This is a genomic window from Stenotrophomonas sp. GbtcB23, from assembly GCF_019091045.1.
Classification (GTDB): domain Bacteria; phylum Pseudomonadota; class Gammaproteobacteria; order Xanthomonadales; family Xanthomonadaceae; genus Stenotrophomonas; species Stenotrophomonas rhizophila_A.
This window is the reverse complement of record NZ_JAGXKC010000028.1, coordinates 20866-43268: the sequence shown is the minus strand read 5'-3', so window position 1 is coordinate 43268 and position 22403 is coordinate 20866. Positions and strand designations below refer to the sequence as shown.

At 68.2% G+C, this 22403-nt stretch carries 13 protein-coding genes and 1 pseudogene; 5 read left to right on the top strand and 9 right to left on the bottom strand.

Features of this window, described 5'->3' with window-relative positions:
• Window positions 1–3: 3 nt before the first annotated feature.
• Window positions 4–498, bottom strand: coding sequence for a lipocalin family protein (locus tag KVS69_RS12640; protein WP_184125929.1), 495 nt, complete (start codon window positions 496–498; stop codon window positions 4–6).
• A gap of 157 nt (window positions 499–655) precedes the next feature.
• Here KVS69_RS12640 and KVS69_RS12635 point away from each other — a divergent pair, with 157 nt between their 5' ends.
• Entirely contained in the window at window positions 656–904 is a 249-nt protein-coding gene (locus KVS69_RS12635; RefSeq protein ID WP_068854856.1) for a hypothetical protein, read from the top strand.
• Window positions 905–1045: 141 nt separating this feature from the next.
• Window positions 1046–3418 carry a DUF3772 domain-containing protein gene (locus KVS69_RS12630; RefSeq protein ID WP_217538346.1) on the top strand — a complete coding sequence of 791 codons (2373 nt, stop codon included), beginning with the start codon at window positions 1046–1048 and terminating at the stop codon, window positions 3416–3418.
• A 19-nt stretch (window positions 3419–3437) separates the two neighbouring features.
• Here the strand turns inward: KVS69_RS12630 and KVS69_RS12625 are convergent, their stop codons facing one another.
• The 3 genes and pseudogenes from KVS69_RS12625 to KVS69_RS12615 all read right to left on the bottom strand — a co-directional run.
• Entirely contained in the window at window positions 3438–9242 is a 5805-nt protein-coding gene (locus KVS69_RS12625) for a hypothetical protein (RefSeq protein WP_217538329.1), read from the bottom strand.
• Window positions 9243–9519: 277 nt separating this feature from the next.
• Window positions 9520–11622, bottom strand: a complete 2103-nt coding sequence (locus KVS69_RS12620) for a phosphoglycerol transferase I (RefSeq protein WP_217538327.1) — start codon at window positions 11620–11622, stop codon at window positions 9520–9522.
• 216 nt (window positions 11623–11838) lie between these two features.
• Window positions 11839–13494, bottom strand: a pseudogene (locus tag KVS69_RS12615) (AarF/UbiB family protein); the annotation flags it as partial.
• Window positions 13495–13658: 164 nt separating this feature from the next.
• On the opposite strand from KVS69_RS12615, the gene KVS69_RS12610 reads away from it, so the two are divergent.
• Window positions 13659–14600, top strand: a complete 942-nt coding sequence (locus KVS69_RS12610) for a DUF808 domain-containing protein (protein WP_217538325.1) — start codon at window positions 13659–13661, stop codon at window positions 14598–14600.
• Window positions 14601–14675: 75 nt separating this feature from the next.
• Here the strand turns inward: KVS69_RS12610 and KVS69_RS12605 are convergent, their stop codons facing one another.
• Window positions 14676–16229 (bottom strand): GGDEF domain-containing protein, encoded by a 1554-nt coding sequence (locus KVS69_RS12605; protein ID WP_217538323.1) that lies wholly within the window; start codon window positions 16227–16229, stop codon window positions 14676–14678.
• 135 nt (window positions 16230–16364) lie between these two features.
• On the opposite strand from KVS69_RS12605, the gene KVS69_RS12600 reads away from it, so the two are divergent.
• The gene (locus tag KVS69_RS12600) at window positions 16365–16997 is read left to right on the top strand and encodes an NAD-dependent dehydratase (protein WP_217538321.1); all 633 of its coding nucleotides are present in this window, start codon (window positions 16365–16367) and stop codon (window positions 16995–16997) included.
• 74 nt (window positions 16998–17071) lie between these two features.
• On the opposite strand, the gene KVS69_RS12595 is transcribed toward KVS69_RS12600, so the two are convergent.
• Genes KVS69_RS12595 through pdhA form a run of 4 tightly spaced genes read right to left on the bottom strand, consistent with a single transcriptional unit; the run spans window position 17072 to window position 20972 of the window.
• Window positions 17072–18478, bottom strand: coding sequence for a dihydrolipoamide acetyltransferase family protein (locus KVS69_RS12595; RefSeq protein WP_217538319.1), 1407 nt, complete (start codon window positions 18476–18478; stop codon window positions 17072–17074).
• Entirely contained in the window at window positions 18475–18828 is a 354-nt protein-coding gene (locus KVS69_RS12590; protein ID WP_068854313.1) for an SH3 domain-containing protein, read from the bottom strand. The genes KVS69_RS12595 and KVS69_RS12590 overlap by 4 nt, the downstream gene beginning before the upstream one ends.
• A gap of 1 nt (window position 18829) precedes the next feature.
• Window positions 18830–19897: an alpha-ketoacid dehydrogenase subunit beta gene (locus KVS69_RS12585; RefSeq protein ID WP_068854312.1), complete on the bottom strand. Its 1068-nt coding sequence runs from the start codon at window positions 19895–19897 to the stop codon at window positions 18830–18832.
• On the bottom strand, window positions 19890–20972 hold the full coding sequence (gene pdhA, locus KVS69_RS12580; RefSeq protein ID WP_095363161.1) for a pyruvate dehydrogenase (acetyl-transferring) E1 component subunit alpha: 1083 nt from the start codon (window positions 20970–20972) through the stop codon (window positions 19890–19892). The genes KVS69_RS12585 and pdhA overlap by 8 nt, the downstream gene beginning before the upstream one ends.
• Window positions 20973–21308: 336 nt before the next feature.
• Between pdhA and KVS69_RS12575 the strand changes: the two genes are divergently transcribed.
• A complete protein-coding gene (locus KVS69_RS12575) occupies window positions 21309–22187 on the top strand; it encodes a tryptophan 2,3-dioxygenase family protein (protein ID WP_217538317.1) in 879 nt (292 codons plus the stop codon).
• Window positions 22188–22403: the final 216 nt, after the last annotated feature.

The window sequence follows — 22403 nt, the reverse complement described above, 5'->3', positions numbered from 1 at the left end:
GGATCAGGCAGTCGGGTGGCCGGTCTGCGGGGTGTGGATCAGCGGCGTCAGGTCGAAGCCCTGCTGGCGCGCCTGCGCCAGGTAATGCTCCTGGGTGGTGGCATCCAGGTGCGGCTCGCGCGCCAGCAGCCACAGGTACTTGCGGTCCGGGCTGCCGACCAGCGCCACGCTGTAGTCCGGGGCGACCTGGATGATCCAGTAGTCGCCCTTGGTGAACGGAAGCCAGCGCAGCCCCTTGGGCAGGAAGGTGACCTGCAGCCGGGCAGGATCCTTGTCTACCGGGCAGGCCTCGCCGTGGGCTTCTTCGATCTCACCGTCCACGCGGCATTTGTTGACCACGGCGACGTGGCCATCGTCGATGAGGGTGTAGTTGGCCGTTACATCGGTACAGTCGACCGGCTCGTGGCTCATGGGCAGGCGGGCGATTTCGTACCAGGTGCCCAGGTAGCGCGGCAGCTTGAGGTCGGCAACGGTCTTCAGGTCGGGGTGGCTGGTCATGTGGGCATCGTCGAAGAGGTGGTGGCCAACATGCCCGGGCCGCCGCCATGGCGGAGTGAAGCCGCGACGCGCGCTGGAACGGTACGCTGTGGCGGCGTCATGCCGGGCGCGCCGACGCGGCGCTATGCTGGCCCGGACCCGTTCAATGGAGGTGCGGATGTACCAGGTGATCCTGCTCAAGAGCGACAGCGGCTTCGCCCGCGCACAGTGGGAAACGGTGGACGATGTGGTGGACCACGAGGGCGTGACGTACTCGCTGCGGGCCGGCCCGCGCCAACCGCTGCCGACCGATCATGCGTGGGACGAGATCGCGGTGTATGCGCCGGAGGAGATCAGCGAGGAGGAATTCCAGGACTGGTACGCGGCCCTGCAGCCGCAGGTCGAGGAGCTGCGCCTGAAGTACTGAGTTGCATACCCGGTGTGAACGAGGCCCGGTTTATAGTCCCCGGCATGTCCGCGTGAACCCTGGGTGCTGGTTTTGTCCTTCCGTCATCGTTTCCCCCTGCTGCGGCCGCTGGCCGGTCTGTTGTTGTTCACCTGGCTGTGCATGGCCCCCGGGGCCTGGGCGCAGGCGCCTGACGATCCGGCAGCCGAGGCCAAGACCCAGCTCAACCAGGCCGACAAAGAACTCAAGGCGATCCGTACCGCATTGCCGGATGCGGAGACCCGCGAGACGCTCACGCCGTTGTTCGAACGGGCCATGGCCGTGCAGCGCGATGCCGACGATGCGCAGGCCGCCCTGCAGCCGGAGCTGGACCAGCTCGATACCCGCCTGACCCAGTTGGGCACGGTGCCGGAAGGCACCGTGGAAGCGCGCGAAGTGGCCCAGCAGCGCAGGTCGCTGACCCAGCAGCGTGCCGATATTGCCGCTGCCGTTGCGCGGGCCAAGCTGCTCGCGGTGGATGCCAAGCAGCTGGGCGCGGATATCGAGAAAATGCGCGTCACCCAGCTCAGCGAGGACCTGGCCCGCAAGGTCAACTCACCGCTGTCGCCCTCGCTGTGGCGCAAATTCGCCCGTGACGTGCCGGCCGACCTGCAGGAGCTGGGGCAGATTTACCGGCAGGCCGAAACCACGGCGCGCAAGGCGATCGCGCAGCATGGCTGGACCGCGCCGCTGACCGGCCTGGCAGTGGCGCTGCTGCTGTTCTTCCCGCTGCGCCTGTGGCTGCGTGCGGCCGGGCGCCGCTATGCGCAGTCCGAACGGGCCCCGGACGGTCGCCTGCGCCGCTCCGGCCTGGCGGTGTGGCTGCTGGTGGTGGGCACGATGCTGCCCGGCCTGGCCTGCGTGGTGTTCTTCGGCGCGCTGGATGCCATCGGAGCGATTCCACCGCGGCTGGAAAAAGTGGTGTTCAGCATCCAGGTGGCCACCTATATCGCGGCCTTCATCACCGCGCTGAGTGCGGCGCTGCTGGTGCCCAAGCGCCCGTCGTGGCGCCTGCTCAACCTGGATGACGCCGCCGCGTGGCGCCTGCGCAAGTACGCGTGGGGCGCCGCCGCGCTGACCTGGATCAGCATCGTGCTGATGGCGCTCAACCGCGCCGCGCGCACCAGTGCAATCACCACTGTGGCGGTGGACGGGCTGATCGCCATCACCTACATGGCGCTCATCATCGCCATCCTGGTCTCGCTGGCGCGCCTGCACCGGCGCCAGACCGACGAGGCGGAGGCAAAACTCGAAGCACAGGCGCAATCGGACGGCAAGGCCAAGGGCCCGCCGCGTCGCAGCGGCTGGATCGTGGTCGCACGGCTGGCCGGGCACATCGTGGTGGCCGCTGCGGTGATCGCCACGCTGCTGGGCTACCTCAACCTGGCACTGTTCGTGGCCCAGCAGCTGGTCTGGGGCGCGGTGGTGCTGCTGGCGGCGTCGCTGCTGATGAAGTTCGCCGACGATCTGGCCACATGGCTGCTGTGCCCGACCAGCAGCGTCGGCCGCACCGTGCTGCTGACCACCGGGCTGAGCGAATCGCGGGTGGTGCAGGCCGGCGTGCTGCTCTCGGCCGGGCTGCGCATCTGCGTGATCCTGCTTGCGGTGATGGCACTGACGGCGCCGTTGGGCAACCTCAGCGCGCTGTATGGCGGACTGGACACCTTGTCCAAGGGCATCAGCCTCGGCGACAACCTGGTGCTAAAGCCCAGCAGCGTGCTGTACGCGGTGCTGGCCTTCCTGCTGGTCTGGGCGGTGATGCAGGCGTTCCAGCGCTGGCTCACCGACACCTACCTGCCCAAGACCGAGCTGGATGCGGGCGCGCGCAATTCGATCAGCACCGTGACCCGCTACCTGGGCATCATCGCAGCGGTGCTGTGGAGCCTGACCGCACTCGGCATCGGCTTCGAAAAACTGGCGCTGGTCGTGAGCGCCCTGTCGGTGGGTATTGGTTTCGGCCTGCAGGCGATCACCCAGAACTTCGTCTCCGGGCTGATCCTGCTGGCCGAGCGACCGGTGAAGATTGGTGACTGGGTGAAGCTCGGTGACCAGGAAGGCGACATCAGGCGCATCAACGTGCGCTCCACCGAGATCCAGGTGGGCGACAAATCCACGCTGATCGTGCCCAACTCCGAACTGATCACCAAGACCATCCGCAACATGACGATGGGCAATGCGCAGGGGCGCATCCAGATCCAGTTCACCGTGCCGCTCAGTACCGATGTGGCGATGGTGCGGCAGACCCTGCTGGATGCATACACCGACCATGTGGGCGTACTGGCCGACCCGGCGCCGTCGGTGTTCATCGATTCCATCGCCAACGGCCAGGTGGCGATCAACAGCTTCGCCTATACCTCCGGCCCGCGCGCGGTGTATGGCGTACGCAGCGATCTGTACTTCACGATGCTGCAGAAGTTTGCCGCCGCCGGTATCGCGCTGTCGTCGCCGACCGACATCCACCTGGTGCGCGATCCGGCCCCGCCCCCGGCACCGTGATGCCACGACGCGGCCCGCCTCATGGACGGGCCGCGGGCACGCCCAGGGGGCCCTGATCGGGCAGCAGGACGACAGGAGGCTGCAGCGGTGCCAGCTCGTCTCCGCTGTCTTCGTCGGACGCTTTGGGTCCCTGTTTGATCGGTTTGAGCGCCTTGCCGGGGGAGACATGCGGGGTACGCGGGCTGCCGCCGACCTTGATCAGCATGCCGGCGGCACCGCCGCCCTCGCCCAGCCGCTCCTGCAGCGCCGGGCCATACAGGGTGAGCGTGGCCGGGTCGACCAGGTGCAGGGTGCGGCTGCCGCTGGCCACCGGCGGCGGGGACACCATGGCGCCGGGAATGCCGTCCACCGTGCGTACCTTGATCTCGTACAGCGGCGATGCCAGTGAGCTGCCTTCCTTGGCAATGGCCATGCCTTCGCGCATGGCCCAGCGCACGCCCACGGCGCGTGCCGGGGGGCGGTTGGGGTCCAGGAACGACCACAGGAAGCGCAGGTTGCCGCGCGCAGTGCGTTGCACGACGCTGACGCCTACCCGCACCAGTGCCACGCTGCCCGCGGCAGGATTGAGTGCATCCAGCGTGCCCCGGCCCAGCACCCGCGACAGCTCGGCGAAGCGCGGCATCGTCATCTTCAGGCCGGGCCGCATCAGTACCTTGGCCACGCCGCCGATCACCGGTCCGACCACGATGATCGATTCCAGGTACAGCCCGAAGGCGGCCATCGCGAACTCGTTGCGGTCCTTCGAGGAGATACGGCGGACGTTTTCGACGAACGGCACGACGAAGTCCACTGCCTTCAGCCACAGCGGCGCGTCGTCCAGGTGGTCCTCGAAACTGGTGGGTGCCCAGCCTTCGCGACGGAAGGCAGCAGCGTCCAGCCAGAAAAACCCCTCCTGCACCGGGTGGACCAGGGCATGGAACGGCGAGCGCGGCGCGGTGCCGCCGCCCGGCGGCGGCGCCAGCAGCGGCTCGACGATCACGTCCGAGGAGCGCCCCGCTTCCGGTGCCCTGTCCGAGGCGTAGGCCTCCCAGTCCACCGGCAACGGGGTGCCACGGCGCACCTGCACCGTGGCGACGTTGCCGCTGCGCAGCCGCACCTTGCGGTTCTGCAGCGCACCGCCGAGCGGCAGCGCGCCTTCCAGCTGCAGGGGAAGGATCCGGCTCTGCAGCGGGAACAGCTGGAAGTGGCGCGGCTGCCCGGCCAGCGTCAGCGTGTACACCACGCCGAAACGGCCCCGGTAGGGATCGGTGTCGTTGCGGGTTTCCTGCCCCGCCTCCAGCTCCGGTTCGTGGGTGCGCAGGGTGAACACCTGCACATCTCCGCGCAGGAGGGCCGCGCGTTCTTCCTCGGGGCGCTGGTACAACGCCTCCTCGATCAGCACCCCGTAGCCGCGTCGGGCCTTGCGGAAGTAAGCATCGAAGCGCTTCTGGTAACGCGCGTTGATATCAGCCAGCCGGGCCAGGCCCGGTTTCATCCGCGCGTAAGCGGTCTGCAGCGCCGCTTCGTAGCGGGGGTTGCCCTGGGCCTGGTTGAGCGGGGAGTCGGGAACGAAGGTGCGGCACGGCCGCCACGCCGCGGCCCCGCCGCGCAGCACACCGGCCGCGACGATTTCATGGAACGGGAAGCTGCGTCCGAAATGGTTGTCGTCATTGCACAGGCGGAATTCCGTGGAGTTCCACGGCTGGTCGGCGAGCACCCCAGGGAAGCGTGGGAATACCCGGCGGATTTCGGCTTCCACCAGCGGCATGCGGTAGGGCAGCGGCGCCAGTACATCGCCTATGGCCTGTTCGATGTCGCTCACACGCTTATCGAACGCACGCAGCGCGGCCTCGATGCGTGCGCTCGGCGACAGCGGCGAGGAAAGCGCGGCGTGCTGTTCCAGTTGCCGGTAAACATACCAGTCCAGCGTCGGCAGGCGGCGTGCGTCGAGGGTCAGCTGCCTGACCAGGTCGGGTGCCGCGCCGTCCCCGGCAAGCTCGGCCGAGAGGGTGAGTAGCTCACTGAACCGCATCTGCTGCGAGAGGCCGCGCCGCAGGCGCTCGGCCAGGTGCACGCCACTGACGAAGTTGATCGAGGCGATGGTGTTTCCATACACCAGGTTGGCGGGCACGTCGTCGGCCAGCAGCTCCGGCGCGTGGTCCTGCAGGGCCAGCGTGCATGCCATGTCCAGAAGCGAGGCAGGAATGCGGCCCATGCTCCGCAGGTAGTCGTGGAAATCGAGCCGTATCTGGGCAAAGGTGCGCCCCCAGTTGGGATACTTGTGCAGGCGGTAGCCCAGCAGCACGCGCGCATCGCGATCCGACGGCGGGCCCAGGTCGAGCACGATCGCCACCCGCGTCAGGCTGGCCAGCAGCGTCGGCGAGGTCGGTGCCCCATCGCTTCCCGTGTACCAGCCCAGGTCCCGCAGCAACGCCGCCTGCAGGGCGAGCGCACGCGGGGTGCGGGCCATGGCGGCCACGTAGTGGCTGGCGCGGTGCACCTGGTCCAGGGCCATCTCGCCCTGCTGCAGCAGGGGCCGGGCCAGGTACTCCAGCAGCGTCTGTTCGCCAGGCGCGCGCTGGGCGAGGAACCCGGTGGTGGTCTGCCTTACCTGGTCCAGGTCGGCTGCGTCCAACGTGTCCGCCGCGTGCAGCAGGTCGGCGCGCATGCCCAGCCTCAGTTCGCCGAGCAGGCGTTCCACGCATCGCGCAGGGCCATCTAGGTGGCCGGCCTCGCGCGGCCCACAGCCACCATGTACGGCAAGTACGTCAGAGGCGTTGGCCCGGCCGTCGGAACGGACCACGCCGCCCAGCTGGCCGGCCACCTCGCGCAGTGCGCCCCAGGGTACGAGGGGCAGCGCGTCCAGTAACCGGGTCTGGTTGAACAGGTGCAGCGTACCTGCCGCGTCCTGCACCCGCAGCGATCCGTCTGCATCCACCGACATCCACCGTGGAGGGAGGTGCTCGCGCTGGAGCAGTTCGAGCATCGCCGGGTCCGCGATGAGGCGCGCGAATGCCGGCAGGGCCGCCTGCAGCGTGGTTGCCGTGGCGGTGCCCAGCGCGGGGCGATGGACGACCGTGGCCGCATCGGCGCGCCGCGCAAGCAAGCGGCCAAGGTCCTGGAGTTCGTTGCTGGCCTGCCGCCACTGCGGCAGCGGGGCGGCGCGGCGCTGCCAGCTAGCGTGCACACGGGCGATGGCCTCCAGCAGCTGCGCCTGGGTGCACGCTACCGGGGCTGGGCACGGCAGCTGGGCAGGGGCGGGAAGCGCGCCATGGAACTGCAGCGCGTTGATCAGGGGCACGGCTGTGCCGGGAGAGAAGCGCCCCAGGCGATCTGTGATCCGGTACAAGGCGTCGAGCTGGTCCAGCAGCAGCCCGGGTAGCGGGTCGGTCAGGCCGTCGGCGATCACCACGCTGCGACCCGAGCCGCGCACGCGTGCGGTGATGCCGTCGGCGCCCACGCGCAGGGAATGGAAGGTCGCATTGGCCTGTCGCATCGCCAGCCACACCCCGGGTTGCTCGAACACCTGCTGCAGCCGCTGCTGCCCGGCCTGCCATGCGGCATGCAGTGGCGACCCGTCGGCGGGTACCAGGCCCTGGTGCGCGAGCGCGTCGTCCCACGTGGCCGGTGCGCTGTCGAAGCGCTCCCACAACCGATCCAGCAGGCGCTGGTGATCCTGCTGTGGCGGGGAGTCGCTGCGGTCGTCCCATTCGACCTCCAGCCGCGCGGTTGCGGGGATGCCTGGATGCGTGGGTGCGAGCTGCCGGTCGAGCGCGGCCAGGCACTCGTCGAACTGCGCATCGTCCATCGGCACGGCAGGCAGCGGCGCGGCGTAGTAGGCCAGCATTTCCGGCACCCGAAGCCGACCGTCCGAGCGCACCGGCGCGTGCAGCAGCGTGGCGATGCCGCGCAGCATCGTGTCGAGCGGGGCCAGCACTGCCGGTGGCTGGCCGGCCTCGAACAACGTCGCCATGCGCGTGCCCGGGAGGGCACGGGCACGCACCGGGCCGTGCGCGGGATACTCCAGCTGGGTGGGATCCACATGGTGATGCCAGCACAGCGCGATCACCTCCGGGTGCTGCGACAGCTGCAGCAGCACGCTGCGTGCCAGCGCGGCGTTGTGGCCCAGGTGTGAGCGGGGATCCGGTCGCCAGCTGGACCATGTGGGTTCCATGCCGCGGATCGGGATCGCCTTCAGCGCGTGGACCTGCTGCTTCAACCGCAACAGCGTGCTGGTTTCGTTGGTCGCGCGGATGTGTCCGTCCGGCTGCTGCTGCAGGCGGTGCTCAAGGCGCTGGATGAGCGGGTCGAGCCGGGCCGGCGCGTACTCGGCTTCGTGCATGTCCTGGTCGAGATAGAAGCCCAGTGCACAGGCCAGGCGCGCGCTGACGGCGTTGTCGAAGCAGCCGCCCGCCTCGCGCACGGTGCGCTGCAGGTCGTTCAACATCGTATTGGTGGGAGGGGACCAGAGGATGCGCTCTGGCGCATCCGGCTGCCCATGCAGCACGACCCGCATGCCGGAGGTGGCACGCGTTCCGCTCAGGCTGCCATTGGCGACCACGAGCGAAGAAGGGGGAGTGCGTTCGTCGTACAGGGTCTGCAGGAAATCGTCCTGCCGGTAAAGCCACATCAACTGCTGGCGGACCGCGCGCACGGCCAACGCAAACGGCGAACCTTCGACGGGTGCGAACGCGTGCTCCGGGAGGCTCGCGGTCCCGGCCGCCGAGGCGGTATCGCGCAGCGTCCACAACGCCTCCAGCAGCATTGCCTGGTCCTGCAGGCCTGCATCGTCGCGTGGCCCGATGTTGGAGCCGCTCGACGCGGCGCGGGTGTGCACAACCGCGCGTGGCGTCCTGCCCGCCGTCGCGACGGCAGGCGACGGATTCCGCGACCAGGCCACCAGGCCGCCCCCCAGTGCCGCCGCCGCCAGCGTACCGAAGACGGCCACCGTGCGTCGCTGCGGGTGCGCAGCGGCGAGGGCAGGAAGCACCGCCGCCGCAGCGACTGCAACCGGCAGGGTCGGTGCCAGCAGGCGCGTGGTATCCGCCCGCGACGCGGCAGCGCGCTCGGGCTGTATCGCCGCCGCCGGTGGCGCCAGCGCCGTGGCGTCAGCCACGGGCGTACAGAGACGACGTGCGCCGGTGCCGAGCAGGTCGAGCTTTTCCAGCACGCCTGGAAGCGTGGCAATCCGTTGCCCGGTGCGCGTGCCGGGCCGATCGCCCGGGCGCTGCTGGAACCACAGTGCCCACGCGGTAGCGAGCAGCGCCAGGCGCAGGGGCGAGGCGGGCAACTGCAGCTGAGCGTGGAGGGCCGCGTGCGCGGCACCGGCCTGCTGCAGCAGTGCCTCCAGCCAGGTGGGGAACGCCGCGATCAACGGCTCCACCCAGGCACCGCCGCGCAACGTCGGCAGCGGAAGCTGGCTGAGCCAGCACAGCCAGGGCAGCGCGGTGCCCTCCTGGAGGACGCGGGGCAGCGCACTGGCCTGCTGGGTCCAGGCCAGCAGCTGGGCGCCCTGCGGCCCGAGTGCCAGGTTGGCGATGCCGTGCAGGGCGATGCCCGCAGCACGCCGGCACTGCAGGCGGCCCAGGCCGCTGACGATGGCAGCGACCACCTGCGTGCACTCCCGGTGCCACGCATCCTGCGCAGGCGAGGGTGCCGCTTGCCAACCGGCCATGGCCTGCAACAGCGCAGACCGGCGCCCTGCCACGGGTGTGTCCCGTACGGCCTGCGCAAGGTGCGCAGCAAGCTCATCCGGTGTTGCGTCGACCAGCAGGGCCAGCAGACGGGCTTCCAGCAGGGCGAGCTCCGACGGCAGCAGTGGGCATCGGCGCAGGAGCCGCGTCAACGTGTGCGGCAGCGGGGCATCCGGTCGGCAGCGATCCGTCGCAGGGTGCGATGTCGTGTTGTACAGCTGGACGGGAACGCAGCGGTGCTGCGTTGCGTCCGGTGCGCCGGCGGCAGCGAAGGACGCGGTCGCCAGGCGACCTGCGGCCTGCAATGGCAGCAGAATGAGGGCCTCCCCGGATCGACATCGGCCGGCGCACGATTGTGCCGACCTGACTGGACCCGGGGTGTGCGTGGCATCGCAGAATCAGGCAGCCGCGAGGTCCGCGCTGCCGCGATCAGCCGCGGTTGCCGCGACGTGACGGGATCAGCGCGAAGTTGTCCACGGCCAGCTTCTCCGCGTGGTTCAACCACGCGCGGATCTCCAGATCATCCACTTCATGGTCCAGGCCGAACGGAACGCTGATACGCCCTTCCGCATCGGGCTGCACCCACTGCTGGGCGACCACCACCTTGCGCTTGGACGACACCGCTTCGATCCAGAAGCCGCGATCAGGCGACTGTTTGGCGACGAACTGCAGCATGTACTGGCCGGCACGGGTACGACGGCCCTTCTGCGTGATCATGTGCGCCTGGCGGATACTCGGGCGTGGACCGTTGAACGGGTCCAGCGGCGCATCGACGGCGAAGCCCTCGCGCAGCTGGTCGTCGCGGTAGAGCTTGATACCCCTGTCGCGGTTGACCAACATCGCGCACCAGTCGCCATCGGCCGAACCGTCTTCGAAGGCGGTGCAGCGGTCCACATAGGCCAGCGTATTGTCCGGATCGGCCAGGTCGAACTGCTTGGAGGTGTTTTCCAGGTAGACCGATTTCAGGTCCCATTGCTTGTCGTATTCGAGCAGCACCGGCGGCTGCACATGCTGCAGGCCGATCACCACCTGGTTCTCTTCGTCGATACGCAGCTGGCGGGTCTTGTCGCCCAGCCACAGCGAGCGCGAGAAGGCCAGGTAGCGCGGGAAGTCCCTGCCGTCATCGCGGAACACCGCCGCGCTGGCGCTGGCGGGACGCTCGGGCTGCAGCAGCGAGCGGCCAAACCCGATTTCGCCGATCTCCGGCTCGATCAGGCTGAGCAGCGTGGCGCCCGAATCCAGCGTGGAGCCGTGCTGCGCGTCCAGCTGGCGCGGGGCGATATCCTTGCCCAGGAACAGCAGCATGTTTTCGCGTTTCTGCTTGGCCAGTATGTGGCTCAGGTCGTTGGGCATGGCCAGGTGGTCGGACGCGATCACGATCAAGGTGTCGTCGCCATACGGGCTGGCCTGGATGCGGTCGACCAGCTTGGAAATCAGCCCATCGGTGCACTTGAGCGCATTGAGCAGGCCGATATCGCCGTAGTCGCTGGTATAGCGGGTTCGCTTGCATGCCACCGGCAGATGCCCGGCGGGGTGGTGGGTATCCATCGTCAGCGTGGTCAGCATGAACGGCTGGCCCGCCTTGGACAGCTGCATGAAGCGGTCATACGCCTTGTCCAGCAGCACATCGTCATGCACGCCCCAGGTGGAAAAGTGCGACCGGGCGATCTTCTGCTGCTTGAACCAGGCCAGGTCGTCCACCGCGTCGAAGCCGTGCGTGGCCAGGAACTGGCCCTTACCGGCGAACAGGCCATTGGCACCGCCCAGGTAGTGGTTGGTGTAACCCTGCTGCTTGAGGTAATCACCCAGACACACCGCCTCGGGCAGGAAGCTGCCCATGCGGTCCATGCTGTTCTCATCGCCCTGCGCGGTGGTCAGCGGTACGCCGCACATCGACGACACCAGCCCGGCGATGGTCCAGCCACCGCCTTCGGCCGAGACCAGCCCGCGCACATCCAGCGCTTGGCCGGCAAGGCGGTTGAGGTTCGGCATCAGGCCGGGGAAGGTGGCTTCATCCAGATAGGTGCGTTCCAGGCTTTCGCCGTAGATCCACACGATGTTGCGTGGCTTGCGCAGCGGCTGCTGCGGCACGCGGTATTCGGGCGCCACCATGCTGTAGTCCACCGGCCGCATCTGCTGGTACAGGCGCTGGCCGTCGCGGTACAGCGGGCTGACCCCGATCGCCAGCACCCACACCGCCAGGAAACCGGCGAACACGCCCCGACCGTGCGCGGTGTGGTGCCAACGCTTGATCCGGGGGGTGAACAGGGGCAGCAGTGACAGCAGCGCCAGCGCGATGAAGCCGGCGATGTAGCCCTTGAAGTCGGAGACGCCGGCGCCTTCCATGTCCGCGCCGAGGTGGTACAGGGTGGCTGCATTCAGGCCATCGCCGGAGAGTTTGTTGATCAACCACCATGCACTGAGCGCCAGCAGCAGCAGCGACATCAGACCTGCCTTCCACCATGCCCAGCGACCTGAAGCGAGCAGCAACCAGGTGAGCAGCAACAGTGACAGCAGCAGGATCCAGAGCATGGGCATCATCGGCAGCGGAGACAGGTGCGATCGGCTGCCCAAACACACCCACATGACAGGCCGATGACCCGATCATGCCTGCACGAACCTGACTGAAATGTTTGTTGGAAACACGCTGTTAGCGCTTACACCGCATTGCAGTGGAAAGGGTAAAACGCACGTGAGGACGGCACGCTTTCGCGTGCCGTCCTCATCACCTGGCATGGGCGCTGGCGTCTACCGATGCCCGCGTTCTTCCCTTGAACGTGCGCGCCGATCAAACAGCAATGCACTGAGGATGATGCCCAGGCCAAGGAATACACCGATCAGCATCAACGTGAATGCGATGGCCGGATACCCGAACAGGTGCCACCCGGTATCGACCTTCATCATCATCGCTGCAGCAAGAATCAAGGCTGCAGTGACAATGCCCGCCGACACGCGGTTGGCGATCTTCTGCAGGTTTTCCATCAGCCGGGATTCTTCCAGCCCGGTGACTTTCATCTGCAGGCGGTTCTCGGCCAGCAACGCCAGGATGTCCGACATCTTGCGCGGGCCCTCGCGAAGCAGCTGTTGCACTTCCATCGCCTCGCTGGCCAGGTTGGCCGCCGACAGCGACTTCTTCAGGCGCGCGCGCATGACGTGCTGCAGCTGGCGCTCGACGATGCGGCGCGTATCCAGGTCCGGCGACAGCAGCCGGCACACCGTCTCCAGATTCAGCAGCGCCTTGCCCAGCAGGCTCAGCTCCGGCGGCGTGCGCAGCCCGCTGGCGGTGGCAATGCGTACCAGATCCAGCACCACGCGGCCTTCCGAGAACGTGCCGCTGGCGGCATAGCGCGCGATGACCTGGCCGGTTTCGCGCAGGTAGCGCTCTTCGTCGAAGGCTTCCAGTCGCGTGCTGATGCCGATGATCTCGTCGGCCACTTCTTCGCCGCGCCCGTCCACGGCGGCAAACAGCAGTTTCAACAGCCGCTCGCGCAGGCGCGGCGGCATGTGCGCCACCATGCCCAGGTCGAAGATCGCCAACCGGCCTTCGGGTGTGACCCGCAGGTTGCCCGGATGGGGATCGGCATGGATCTCACCATGCACGAAGATCTGGTCGATGTAGCCACGGATCAGCGCCGCCGCCAGCGGTGCCATCGGCTCTTCGGTGCGGCGCACGTCGGGAATCATATCCACGCGCACGCCCTGCGCCAGCTCCATGGTCAGCACGCGGTGGCTGCAGTAGTCCCAGATCGGCTGCGGCACCCACAGCGGCTTGAACGGACGCAGGTGCTGGCCGAAGCGCTGCAGGTTCTCGGCTTCGGCCTGGTAGTCCAGTTCCTGCATGAGCGTCTTGGCGAACTCGTTCAGCCAGTCGCGCAGGCGTACCCGGCGTCCCACCTGGGTGAGGTGGTCGGCGGCCAATGCGAAGCTGCGCAGTACCTCCAGGTCCGAGCGCAGCTGCGCTGCCACTTCCGGCTTCTGTACCTTTACCGCCACTTCGCGGCCATCATGCAGCTGCGCGCGGTGCACCTGCGCGATGGACGCGCAGCCCAACGGCACCGGGTCGAAGCTGGAAAACAGCTTGGATACGGGCGCGCCCAGCTCCTGTTCGATGATGGTGTAGATGCGCTCGACCGGGATCGGCGCGACCTTTTCCTGCATCCGCTCCAGCGCGGTGGCGAATTCCACCGGCACCATGTCCGGGCGGGTGGAGAGCATCTGGCCGAGCTTGACGAAGGTCGGGCCTAGCGATTCCAGGTCGGTGACGAACTGCTCGGGGTTGCCCTCCGGCGGCAGGTCGTGGACCGCGCGCGAATCCAGGTTCATCCCGGAAAACACCCCGGAATGGCGGTAGCGCAGCAGCAGGCGCAGGATCTGGCTGCGGCGGTTCATGCCTTTGACCAGCGACGGCGAGCCGGGAACAACGGGCGTGGTATTCAAGCAGGGCTCCGGGGCAGGACAGATCGGCAGTGTCGCCGCAGGGCGGTGGTGGGGCGGTGAATCCGGCCGATCTTCCACGAACGTGCCCGGATCGGTCAGAATCGGCGCCACCCTCTGATTTCTGGATTGCCATGGCCGGTGCCAGCCTGTTTGCGTTGCTCGACGATATTGCCGCCCTGCTGGACGACGTTTCGATATTGACCAAGGTGGCGGCCAAGAAGACCGCCGGCGTGCTGGGCGACGACCTGGCGCTGAACGCGCAGCAGGTGACCGGGGTCAATGCGAACCGGGAACTGCCGGTGGTGTGGGCGGTGGCCAAGGGCTCGCTGGTGAACAAGGCGATCCTGGTGCCGGCGGCGCTGGCGATCAGCGCACTGGAAGCCTGGCTCAAGGGCAAGGGCTATCCGATCCCGATCGTGGTGCCGCTGATGATGATCGGCGGCGCGTTCCTCTGCTACGAAGGCGTGGAAAAGCTGGCGCACCGTTTCCTGCATTCGCCGGAGGAAGACGAACAGCAGAAGGCGGCGCGGCTCAAGGCGCTGGCCGACGAGAAGGTCGACATGGTGGCGTGGGAGAAGGACAAGGTGAAGGGCGCGATCCGCACCGACTTCATCCTGTCGGCCGAAATCATCGTGTTGTCGCTGGGCGTGGTATCGGCTGCGCCGTTCCTCAACCAGGTCACCGCGCTGGTGGTGATTGCCTTGGGCATGACGGTGTTCGTCTACGGGCTGGTGGCCGGCATCGTGAAGCTGGACGACGCGGGCCTGTACCTGTCGAAGAAGGGTGGGGCGATGGCGGCATTCGGCCGTGGCCTGGTGGCGTCGGCGCCCTGGCTGATGAAGTTTCTGTCGGTGGCCGGCACCCTGGCCATGTTCCTGGTCGGCGGTGGCATCCTGGTGCACAACGTGCCGGCGGTGCATCACTTCGTGCTGGGGATCGCCGGCAAGGTCGCGCCGTGGGGCTGGCTGGTGGAAGCGGGCGCGAACCTGGTGGTGGGCGTGGTGGCCGGTGCGATCGTGCTGGCGGCGGTGACCGCGTTCCGGAAGATGCGTGGGAAGACGCCGGCGCATTGACCACGCAACACAATGACAACCCAACGGTACCATCGGTCCACGGTCACCGGTCACCATCGAGTTGCGTGGCGGTATTCACCCAGCCTGGACGCGGTTCTTGCCTACGCGTTTGGCCGCATACAGCGCCGCATCCGCGCGCTTCAACAGGGCCTCGCCGGTTTCACCCGGCTGCCACTGGCTCAGGCCCGCGCTGAAGTGCACCAGCACCCGGTGCCCGTCCAGCTCCACCGGCCGCTGCGCCAGCGAGCGCTGCAGGCGCAGCACGGTGGACATGCTGTCCGCGCCCGGGGTTTCCGGCATCAGCAGCACGAACTCGTCACCACCGATACGCGCAATGGTGTCGGTACTGCGCAGCAGCAGCTGGCAGACCGTGACCAGGTGGCGCAGGATCGCGTCGCCACCGGGATGCCCGTAGCTGCTGTTGGTCTGGTGGAAATCGTCCAGGTCCAGCAGCGCCAGCGCCAGCGGGTGTGAGTGCCGCTCCGCGCGGGCCAGCTCGCGTTCCAGCAGCTCGTCAAAGCCGCGCCGGTTGAGCGCGCCGGTCAGCGGATCGGTGCGCACCAGCCCGGACACATCGCGCAGTTCCTGTTCGAGTTCGGCAATGCGTGCCTCGGCCTGCTCGACCTCGCGGCGCGCGTTGCCCAGATGGTCGCGCGCCTGCAAGGCCTGCTCCTGCACACGCCCGGTGTCCTGCAGCACGTCCTGCAGCAGCTGGTTGAGATCGGCGATGCTGCGCGCCTCCTTCAGCGCGAGCGCATAGCTGCTGATCCGGTCGTGGTACTCGCCGGTACTGACCGCCATCCCGTCCAGGCGTTCGATGAAGCCGCCCATCAGACTCTTCATGGCCGCCTTGGATTCGACGATGCCCTGCTTGAGCAGGCCCTGCTTGTAGATCACCTCGCGCAGGTTGGCGCGCGCCTGTTCGACCGAGTCGCGGTCCAGTGGCCCGCTGATCAGCGCGCGCACCGCATGCACCTGGCCGTGCAGCCAGCTGCTGTCGTCGAGCAGCTCGCCGATGTTGTCCAGCAGCAGGTCGAACAGGCTCAGCAGCAGTTCCTGCTGTTCCTGCCAGCCATCACTGCGCACGCCGATCTGGTGGGTCAGTTCGCGCAGCCGCAGCTCCAGCGGCTGCAGTGGCTGGCCGGGATGCCATTGGCGCAGGTCGGCGGCCAACTGCACCGGCTCGTCCTTCAGCTCGGGCATGTTCTGCAGCAGGCTGGCCACGGTCACGCCCAGGGTCAGGCGCAGCAGCTCGCGCAGGCGCAGGCTGTCGGGCTGGCCGTCGGGGCTGTCCTGTTCGATGGTGCGGATGTACTTGTCGATCAGCTGGCGCATGGCGCGGCCATAGCTGACCCAGTCGGCACTGCGCTGCGCCGACTGCAGGCGCAGGCCCATGTCGCCCAGCTCGCCGGGCAGGGTGGACATGCCGTGGGCGAACGCGGCCAGCAGCGGTCCGGGCTGGTCGGCCCCGGCGAACAGGCGCTGCAGCATCGCGCTGCTGCCGCCCTTGAGCGCGGGGGCGTCCGCTGCCGCGCCGGCCGCGCTGTCTTTCGCCTGCCGGCGCAACAGCAGCCGACCCACGGCGGTGCCGGGGCTGGGGCTGGGAAGAGCGTCCTGCGGGTCCTTCATGCGGCGGGTCCTGGTGGGTCACCGGCTGCGGGCGCCGGACGGGGGGAGACGTTGGAACAGTATCGGCGGCGGTGTCGCGGGCTTGAACCCGGCGCTGTGCCACGATGGTAGGGAATCGGACGGCAGGAGTATGCGATGAAGGTGATGCTGGTGGGCGCGACCGGGCTGGTCGGCGGGCAGGTGCTGCAACACCTCCTGGACGACGCGCGTTGCGACGCGGTGGTGGCGCCGACACGGCGTCCGCTGGGAACGTCCAACCCCGCGCTGCTCAATCCGGTGGTGGACTTCGAGCAGCTGCCGCTGGAGGCGGACTGGTGGGCGGTGGACGCGGTGATCTGCGCCTTGGGCAGCACGATCCGGCAGGCCGGCAGCCGCGAGGTGTTTGCCCGGATCGACCATGACTACCCGCTCCAGGTGGCGACGCAGGCGCGGGCACGTGGTGCGCATGCATTCGTGTTGAATTCGGCGATGGGGGCGGACCCGGGCTCGCGGATCTTCTACAACCAGGTGAAGGGAAGGCTGGAGCAGGACCTGCGCGGTCTCGGCTACCCGTCGCTGACCCTGGTGCGACCGGGGCTGATCGGCGGCGAGCGCAGCGAACGCCGCACCGGCGAGCACCTGGCCAGCCTGGTACTGGGCGCGCTGGGGCCGGTGCTTCCCCGCGCGTGGCGGATCAATCCCGCCGAGCGCATCGCCGCTGCGATGGTCGAAGCGGCACTGCAACCACAGCCTGGCGTCCATGTGATCGGATCCGCCCAACTGGCGTGATCCGCCATGCTTGAAAATGATGACGGCCACCCTGGGGTGGCCGTCATCGCATCAGACACATCCGGGCGGGTGGATCAGTTCGCCAGGGCCAGGTCGTCCAGCATCGCGCGCAGGAAGCGCGCCGCTTCACCGCCGGTGGCAGCGCGGTGGTCGAACGTGACCGACAGCGGGATCACCTTGTGCGCTTCCACGCCGCCCATCACCGGGGTCATCTGGTGGCGGGCGCGCCCGGCACCGACGATGGCCACGCACGGCGGCACCACGACCGGGGTCGCGTAGCGGCCGGCGAACATGCCGAAGTTGGACAGCGAGATGGTGTAGCCGCTCAGCTCGGAGGCTGCGATCGAGCGCGCTTCCACCTGCTCACGCAGGCGGTTCACGCCTTCGCGGATGCCACGCGCATCCAGCACGTCGGCATTGCGCAGGGCGGGCACGAACAGGCCGTCGTCGGTGTCCACCGCGATGCCCACGTCCACGTGCGCGTGCAGGGTGCGGGTCAGCGCATCGCCATCGAACCAGGCATTGAGCGCCGGCACCTTCTGGCAGCCCACCACGATGGCGCGCACCAGGCGGGCGGTGACGTCGTTACCCGGCACCCAGGCGTGGATGTCGGCATCGTCGTTCAGCGTGGTCGGCACGACCTTGCTGTGCGCGTCGGCCATCACCCGCGCCATGTTGCGGCGCACGCCCTTCAGCGGTTCCGGCTGGCCCTTGGCCACCACGCCCGGCGGCTGGGTACGCATCGGCTTGCCCGCAGCCGACAACGGGGCGCGGGCATCGGCAGCGCGGGAGACCGGTGCGGCAGCGGCCACCGGGGCAGCGGCTGCAGGTGCAGCGGCCGATGCCGCCGGCGTGGCGCCGACCTTGGCGCTGCCATCGGCGGCGGCCTGCTTGACGTCGGCCATGGTCACCGCGCCATCGGCACCGGTGGCGCGCACGCGGCCCAGGTCCACGCCCAGCTTGCGCGCGGTGGCACGCACGGCCGGCACGGCCTTGACCCCGCCGACCGCCACCGCCTGTTCGGCGTGCACGGCATTGGAGCTCTGCATCGCGCCGACCACGGTGCCGGCGTCATCGCGATCGGCGCCCGGCTTGGCGATCTCGCCACCGTCATCGGACGCCACCACCTTGTCCGGCTGGGCCGGGGCGGGCTGGCCGGTGCTCGGGGTGGCCGCCGGGGCAGCATGGCCATGGCTGTGGCCGGTGTCCTGGCCGTCGGCGCGCTGCGGCAGGTTCGGGTCCAGTTCGAACTGGGCCAGCACGCTGCCGGTGGGAATGATGTCGCCGGCGCCGCCGGCCAGCTTCAGTACCTTGCCGGAGAACGGCGAGGGCACTTCCACCACCGCCTTCGCGGTCTCCATCGAGACCAGCGGCTCGTCCAGCGTGATCACGTCGCCTTCCTTGACGAACCACTCGACGATCGTCGCGTCGGGCAGGCCTTCGCCGAGGTCGGGCAGGTGGAAATTCTTGTTCTCACTCATGTGCAGTTCTCTTCCAGCAGTTCGAGATCGCGGGCCGGCAGCCAGCCCGTCGCGCCGTTCGCGCGTTCGGACCACCACCAGCCGCCGTGTTCATGATGCAGCTTGACCATTTCACCGCTGTCCACGTCCAGTTCGCGGGCGTCGTAGTCGCGCAGGGCCTCTGCGCGGCCATCGTCCAGCAGCTGCAACCACGCCACCGGTGCCCAGCCGGCACGCCCGTCATCGGTGCGTACCCAGGCAAACGCCGGCCATTCCTCGTCACGAACACCCAGTTCGACGATCTGGCCGGTGCGGAACCGGAGCGGGTTGGGGTACTGGCTGCGGTACGGGCCCAGAAGTCTGGCCCGCATGTCAGCCCGCCGCCACCGCGCGTTTGGCCGCGCTCACGATCCGGTCCACGCTGGGCAGGTACTTCATTTCCAGGCGGAACAGCGGAATGTGGGTGTCGTAGCCGGTGACACGTTCGACCGGTGCCAGCAGGTCGTACAGCGATTCCTCGGCCAGGCGCGCGGCGATCTCGGCGCCGAAGCCCGCGGTCTTGGGGGCCTCCTGCACGATCACGCAGCGGCCGGTCTTGGCCACCGATTCGGCGATGGTGGCGAAGTCGAGCGGGCGCAGCGTGGCCACGTCGATCACTTCGGCACTGATGCCTTCGCCGGCCAGCTTGTCGGCCGCTTCCAGCGCTTCCTTCACCTGCGCGCCCCAGGTCACCAGGGTCACGTCGGTGCCGTCGCGCAGCACGAAGCAGACGTCCAGCGGCAGCGCTTCGCCATCGTTGACCACCACTTCCTTGTACTGGCGGTAGATGCGCTTGGGTTCCATGTAGATCACCGGATCCGGTTCGCGGATCGCGGCCAGCAGCAGGCCATAGGCGCGCTGCGGCGAGGACGGCAGCACCACGCGCAGGCCCGGCACGTTGGTGAAGATCGCCTCGTTGGCTTCGCTGTGGTGTTCCGGCGCGCGGATGCCACCGCCCCACGGCACGCGCAGCACCATCGGGCAGTGCAGGCGGCCACGGGTGCGGTAGCGCAGGCGCGCGGCGTGGCAGATGATGTGGTCCACCATCGGGTACATGAAGCCATCGAACTGGGCTTCGGCCACCGGCTTCATGCCCTGCGCGGCCAGGCCGATGGTCAGGCCGGCGATGGTGGTTTCATCCAGCGGGGTGTCCAGGATGCGGTCGGCGCCGAAGCGCTGCTGCAGGCCGGCGGTGGCGCGGAACACGCCGCCGTTGACGCCGACGTCCTCACCCAGCACCAGCACCGATTTGTCGTGTTCCAGCTCCCACGCCAGCGCCTGGGTGATGGCTTCGATGAGGGTGATGGGCGTGGTGGTCATGCTCTCTTCTCCGCGCGCGATGGCAGCGCTGTCGGCGGCGTTGGTCTGCGCGCCGGGCGCGCCGTTCTTGATCTCATCCATGGCGCTGCTCCAAAGCAATCGCCTGTGCGCGCTGGGCCAGCAGGTCCTGCGGCGGATCGGCATACAGGAAGTCGAACATCGCCTCGACCGGCTGCACCGGGGTGTTGAGGTACAGGTTCACCTCTTCATCCACGCGCTTGCCGCACTCCACGGTCCAGGCCTGTTCCTCTTCCTCGCTCCACACGCCGGCACCGATCAGGTACTTGCGCAGGCGCAGCATCGGCTCGCGCTGCCAAGCATCCTTGACCTCGGCATCGTCGCGGTAGCGGCGCGCGTCATCGGCGGTGGTGTGGTCGGACAGGCGGTAGGTCATCAGTTCCAGCACGGTGCCGCCATCGCCGGCCAGCGCGCGATCGCGCGCCTGCAGCATGGCGGCCATCACCGCGATCAGGTCGTTGCCGTCCACCTGCAGGCAGTGCAGGCCACCGGCCAGGCCCTTCTGCGCCAGCGTTTCGGCACCGGTCTGGGCCGAACGCGGAACCGAGATGGCCCAGCCGTTGTTGACGATGCACAGAATCAGCGGGAGCTTGTAGGCACCGGCCGAGTTCAGTGCGGCATAGAAGTCGGTCTTGGAGCTGCCGCCGTCACCGCAGACGGCCACGGCGATCTGCTTTTCCTGGTTGAGCTTGAACTTCAGCGCCGCGCCGGCGGCGTGCAGGCACTGGGTGGAAATCGGCACGCAGAACGGGAAGTCCTTGGCCGCGTTGCCGCCGTAGTCGTTGCCACGCTCGTCGCCGCCCCAGTACATCAGGACGTCGCGCGGCCGCACGCCACGCATGAACATCGCGCCGTACTCGCGGTAGGACGGGGCAAACACGTCATCCTTCTGCATGGAAGCGCCGATGCCGACATGCGCGGCTTCGTGGCCCAGGCAGGCGGCGTAGGTACCCAGCTTGCCGGTGCGCTGCAACGCGATCGACTTGCCGTCGAACACGCGCACGAACAGCATCTGCTTGAACATCGGCAGCAGCGCGCGCGGGTCGCGCAGGGCTTCGGGCAGGTCATCGCGGACGAGCGTGCCGTCCGTGTCCAGGTACTGCAGGTATTCGATCTTGAACTCAGCGGCAACCGTCATTGCGTACTGCACCTTCGACAGGAAGTTACAAATGATATGAATTGCCATGTTAAGGAAGGCGTACGAAAAAGCCGTCCTGCGGCGCAGCAACTGTCCCGGGGGACATCGGCCCGGTATACCCCATCAGGGGCCCGGAAGGCCAATGGCTTCAACGTATTCAGTTGTATCAACGGGGCATGAGCGGACCGTGCCGGAGGGGGGGCGGGGGCAGGGCCTCACCGGCTTGCCGCGCAGAATCCGGTCCCCGCCCGCCCACCACACGCCTGCGCATGGCAGACGCCCCCCGCAGGTGCAGGCGGTGCGCTACCCTTTTGGCCCCCTCCAGCGGCCCCCGCCATGTCTGTCGACAAGAACCAACGCGACCTTGAAGCCGGTATCCACACCGACCTGGAGGGGCGCCTGACCTACGGCGGCTACCTGCGGCTGGACCAGCTGCTCTCGGCGCAGCAGCCGCTGTCCAATCCGCCCCACCACGACGAGATGCTCTTCATCATCCAGCACCAGACCTCGGAGCTGTGGCTGAAGCTGCTGGGGCATGAGCTGCGTGCGGCGATCGGCTTCCTGCAGCGCGACCAGGTCTGGCAGTGCCAGAAGGTGCTGGCGCGCAGCAAGCTGGTGCTGCGCCAGCTGACCGAACAGTGGTCGGTGCTGGAAACGCTGACCCCGTCGGAATACATGGGGTTCCGCGACGTGCTCGGCCCGTCGTCGGGCTTCCAGTCGCTGCAGTACCGCTACATCGAGTTCCTGCTGGGCAACAAGAACGCGCAGATGCTGCAGGTGTTCTCGCACGACCCGGAAGGCCAGGCGCAGCTGCAGCAGGTGCTGGACGCGCCCAGCCTGTACGAGGAATTCCTGCGCTACCTGGCCCGCTTCGGCCACGCCATTCCGGCCGGCTACCTGGATCGCGACTGGCGGCAGCCGCACGTGGCCGACGATGCGCTGCATCCGGTGTTCGAGCGGATCTACCAGAACACCGACCGCTACTGGCGCGAGTACGCGCTGTGCGAGGACCTGGTGGACCTGGAAACCGCCTTCCAGCTCTGGCGCTTCCGCCACATGCGCACCGTGATGCGGGTGATCGGGTTCAAGCGCGGCACCGGCGGTTCCAGCGGGGTGGGGTTCCTGCGCCAGGCGCTGGAGCTGACCTTCTTCCCGGAACTGTTCCAGGTGCGCACCACGATCCGCAACGACGACCCGATGCCGCCGGACGCCTGAGCCGGCGGGCCGGTTCCCGGGCCTATTCATGTATTCCCGTGGCATCCACCGTACGGTGCGGGAAGCCCCGCCGTTGCTGCGCTGGCGGCTGCGCGGCGGTAGTTGCAGATGCAAGTTCAGCGACCATGCGGCCAGCTGCACACATCGGTGTGTATTTGACGTGAACGCCGTTGTTCTGGGATTCTCCCGCGTTGTTTCGCACATCGGACGTGCATG

Coding starts and splice junctions, on each gene's coding strand:
- KVS69_RS12640 (WP_184125929.1), bottom strand. CDS start 498: ATGACCAGCCACCCCGACCTGAAGACCGTTGCCGACCTCAAGCTGCCG.
- KVS69_RS12635 (WP_068854856.1), top strand. CDS start 656: ATGTACCAGGTGATCCTGCTCAAGAGCGACAGCGGCTTCGCCCGCGCA.
- KVS69_RS12630 (WP_217538346.1), top strand. CDS start 1,046: ATGGCCCCCGGGGCCTGGGCGCAGGCGCCTGACGATCCGGCAGCCGAG.
- KVS69_RS12620 (WP_217538327.1), bottom strand. CDS start 11,622: ATGCTCTGGATCCTGCTGCTGTCACTGTTGCTGCTCACCTGGTTGCTG.
- KVS69_RS12610 (WP_217538325.1), top strand. CDS start 13,659: ATGGCCGGTGCCAGCCTGTTTGCGTTGCTCGACGATATTGCCGCCCTG.
- KVS69_RS12605 (WP_217538323.1), bottom strand. CDS start 16,229: ATGAAGGACCCGCAGGACGCTCTTCCCAGCCCCAGCCCCGGCACCGCC.
- KVS69_RS12600 (WP_217538321.1), top strand. CDS start 16,365: ATGAAGGTGATGCTGGTGGGCGCGACCGGGCTGGTCGGCGGGCAGGTG.
- KVS69_RS12595 (WP_217538319.1), bottom strand. CDS start 18,478: ATGAGTGAGAACAAGAATTTCCACCTGCCCGACCTCGGCGAAGGCCTG.
- KVS69_RS12590 (WP_068854313.1), bottom strand. CDS start 18,828: ATGCGGGCCAGACTTCTGGGCCCGTACCGCAGCCAGTACCCCAACCCG.
- KVS69_RS12585 (WP_068854312.1), bottom strand. CDS start 19,897: ATGGATGAGATCAAGAACGGCGCGCCCGGCGCGCAGACCAACGCCGCC.
- pdhA (WP_095363161.1), bottom strand. CDS start 20,972: ATGACGGTTGCCGCTGAGTTCAAGATCGAATACCTGCAGTACCTGGAC.
- KVS69_RS12575 (WP_217538317.1), top strand. CDS start 21,309: ATGTCTGTCGACAAGAACCAACGCGACCTTGAAGCCGGTATCCACACC.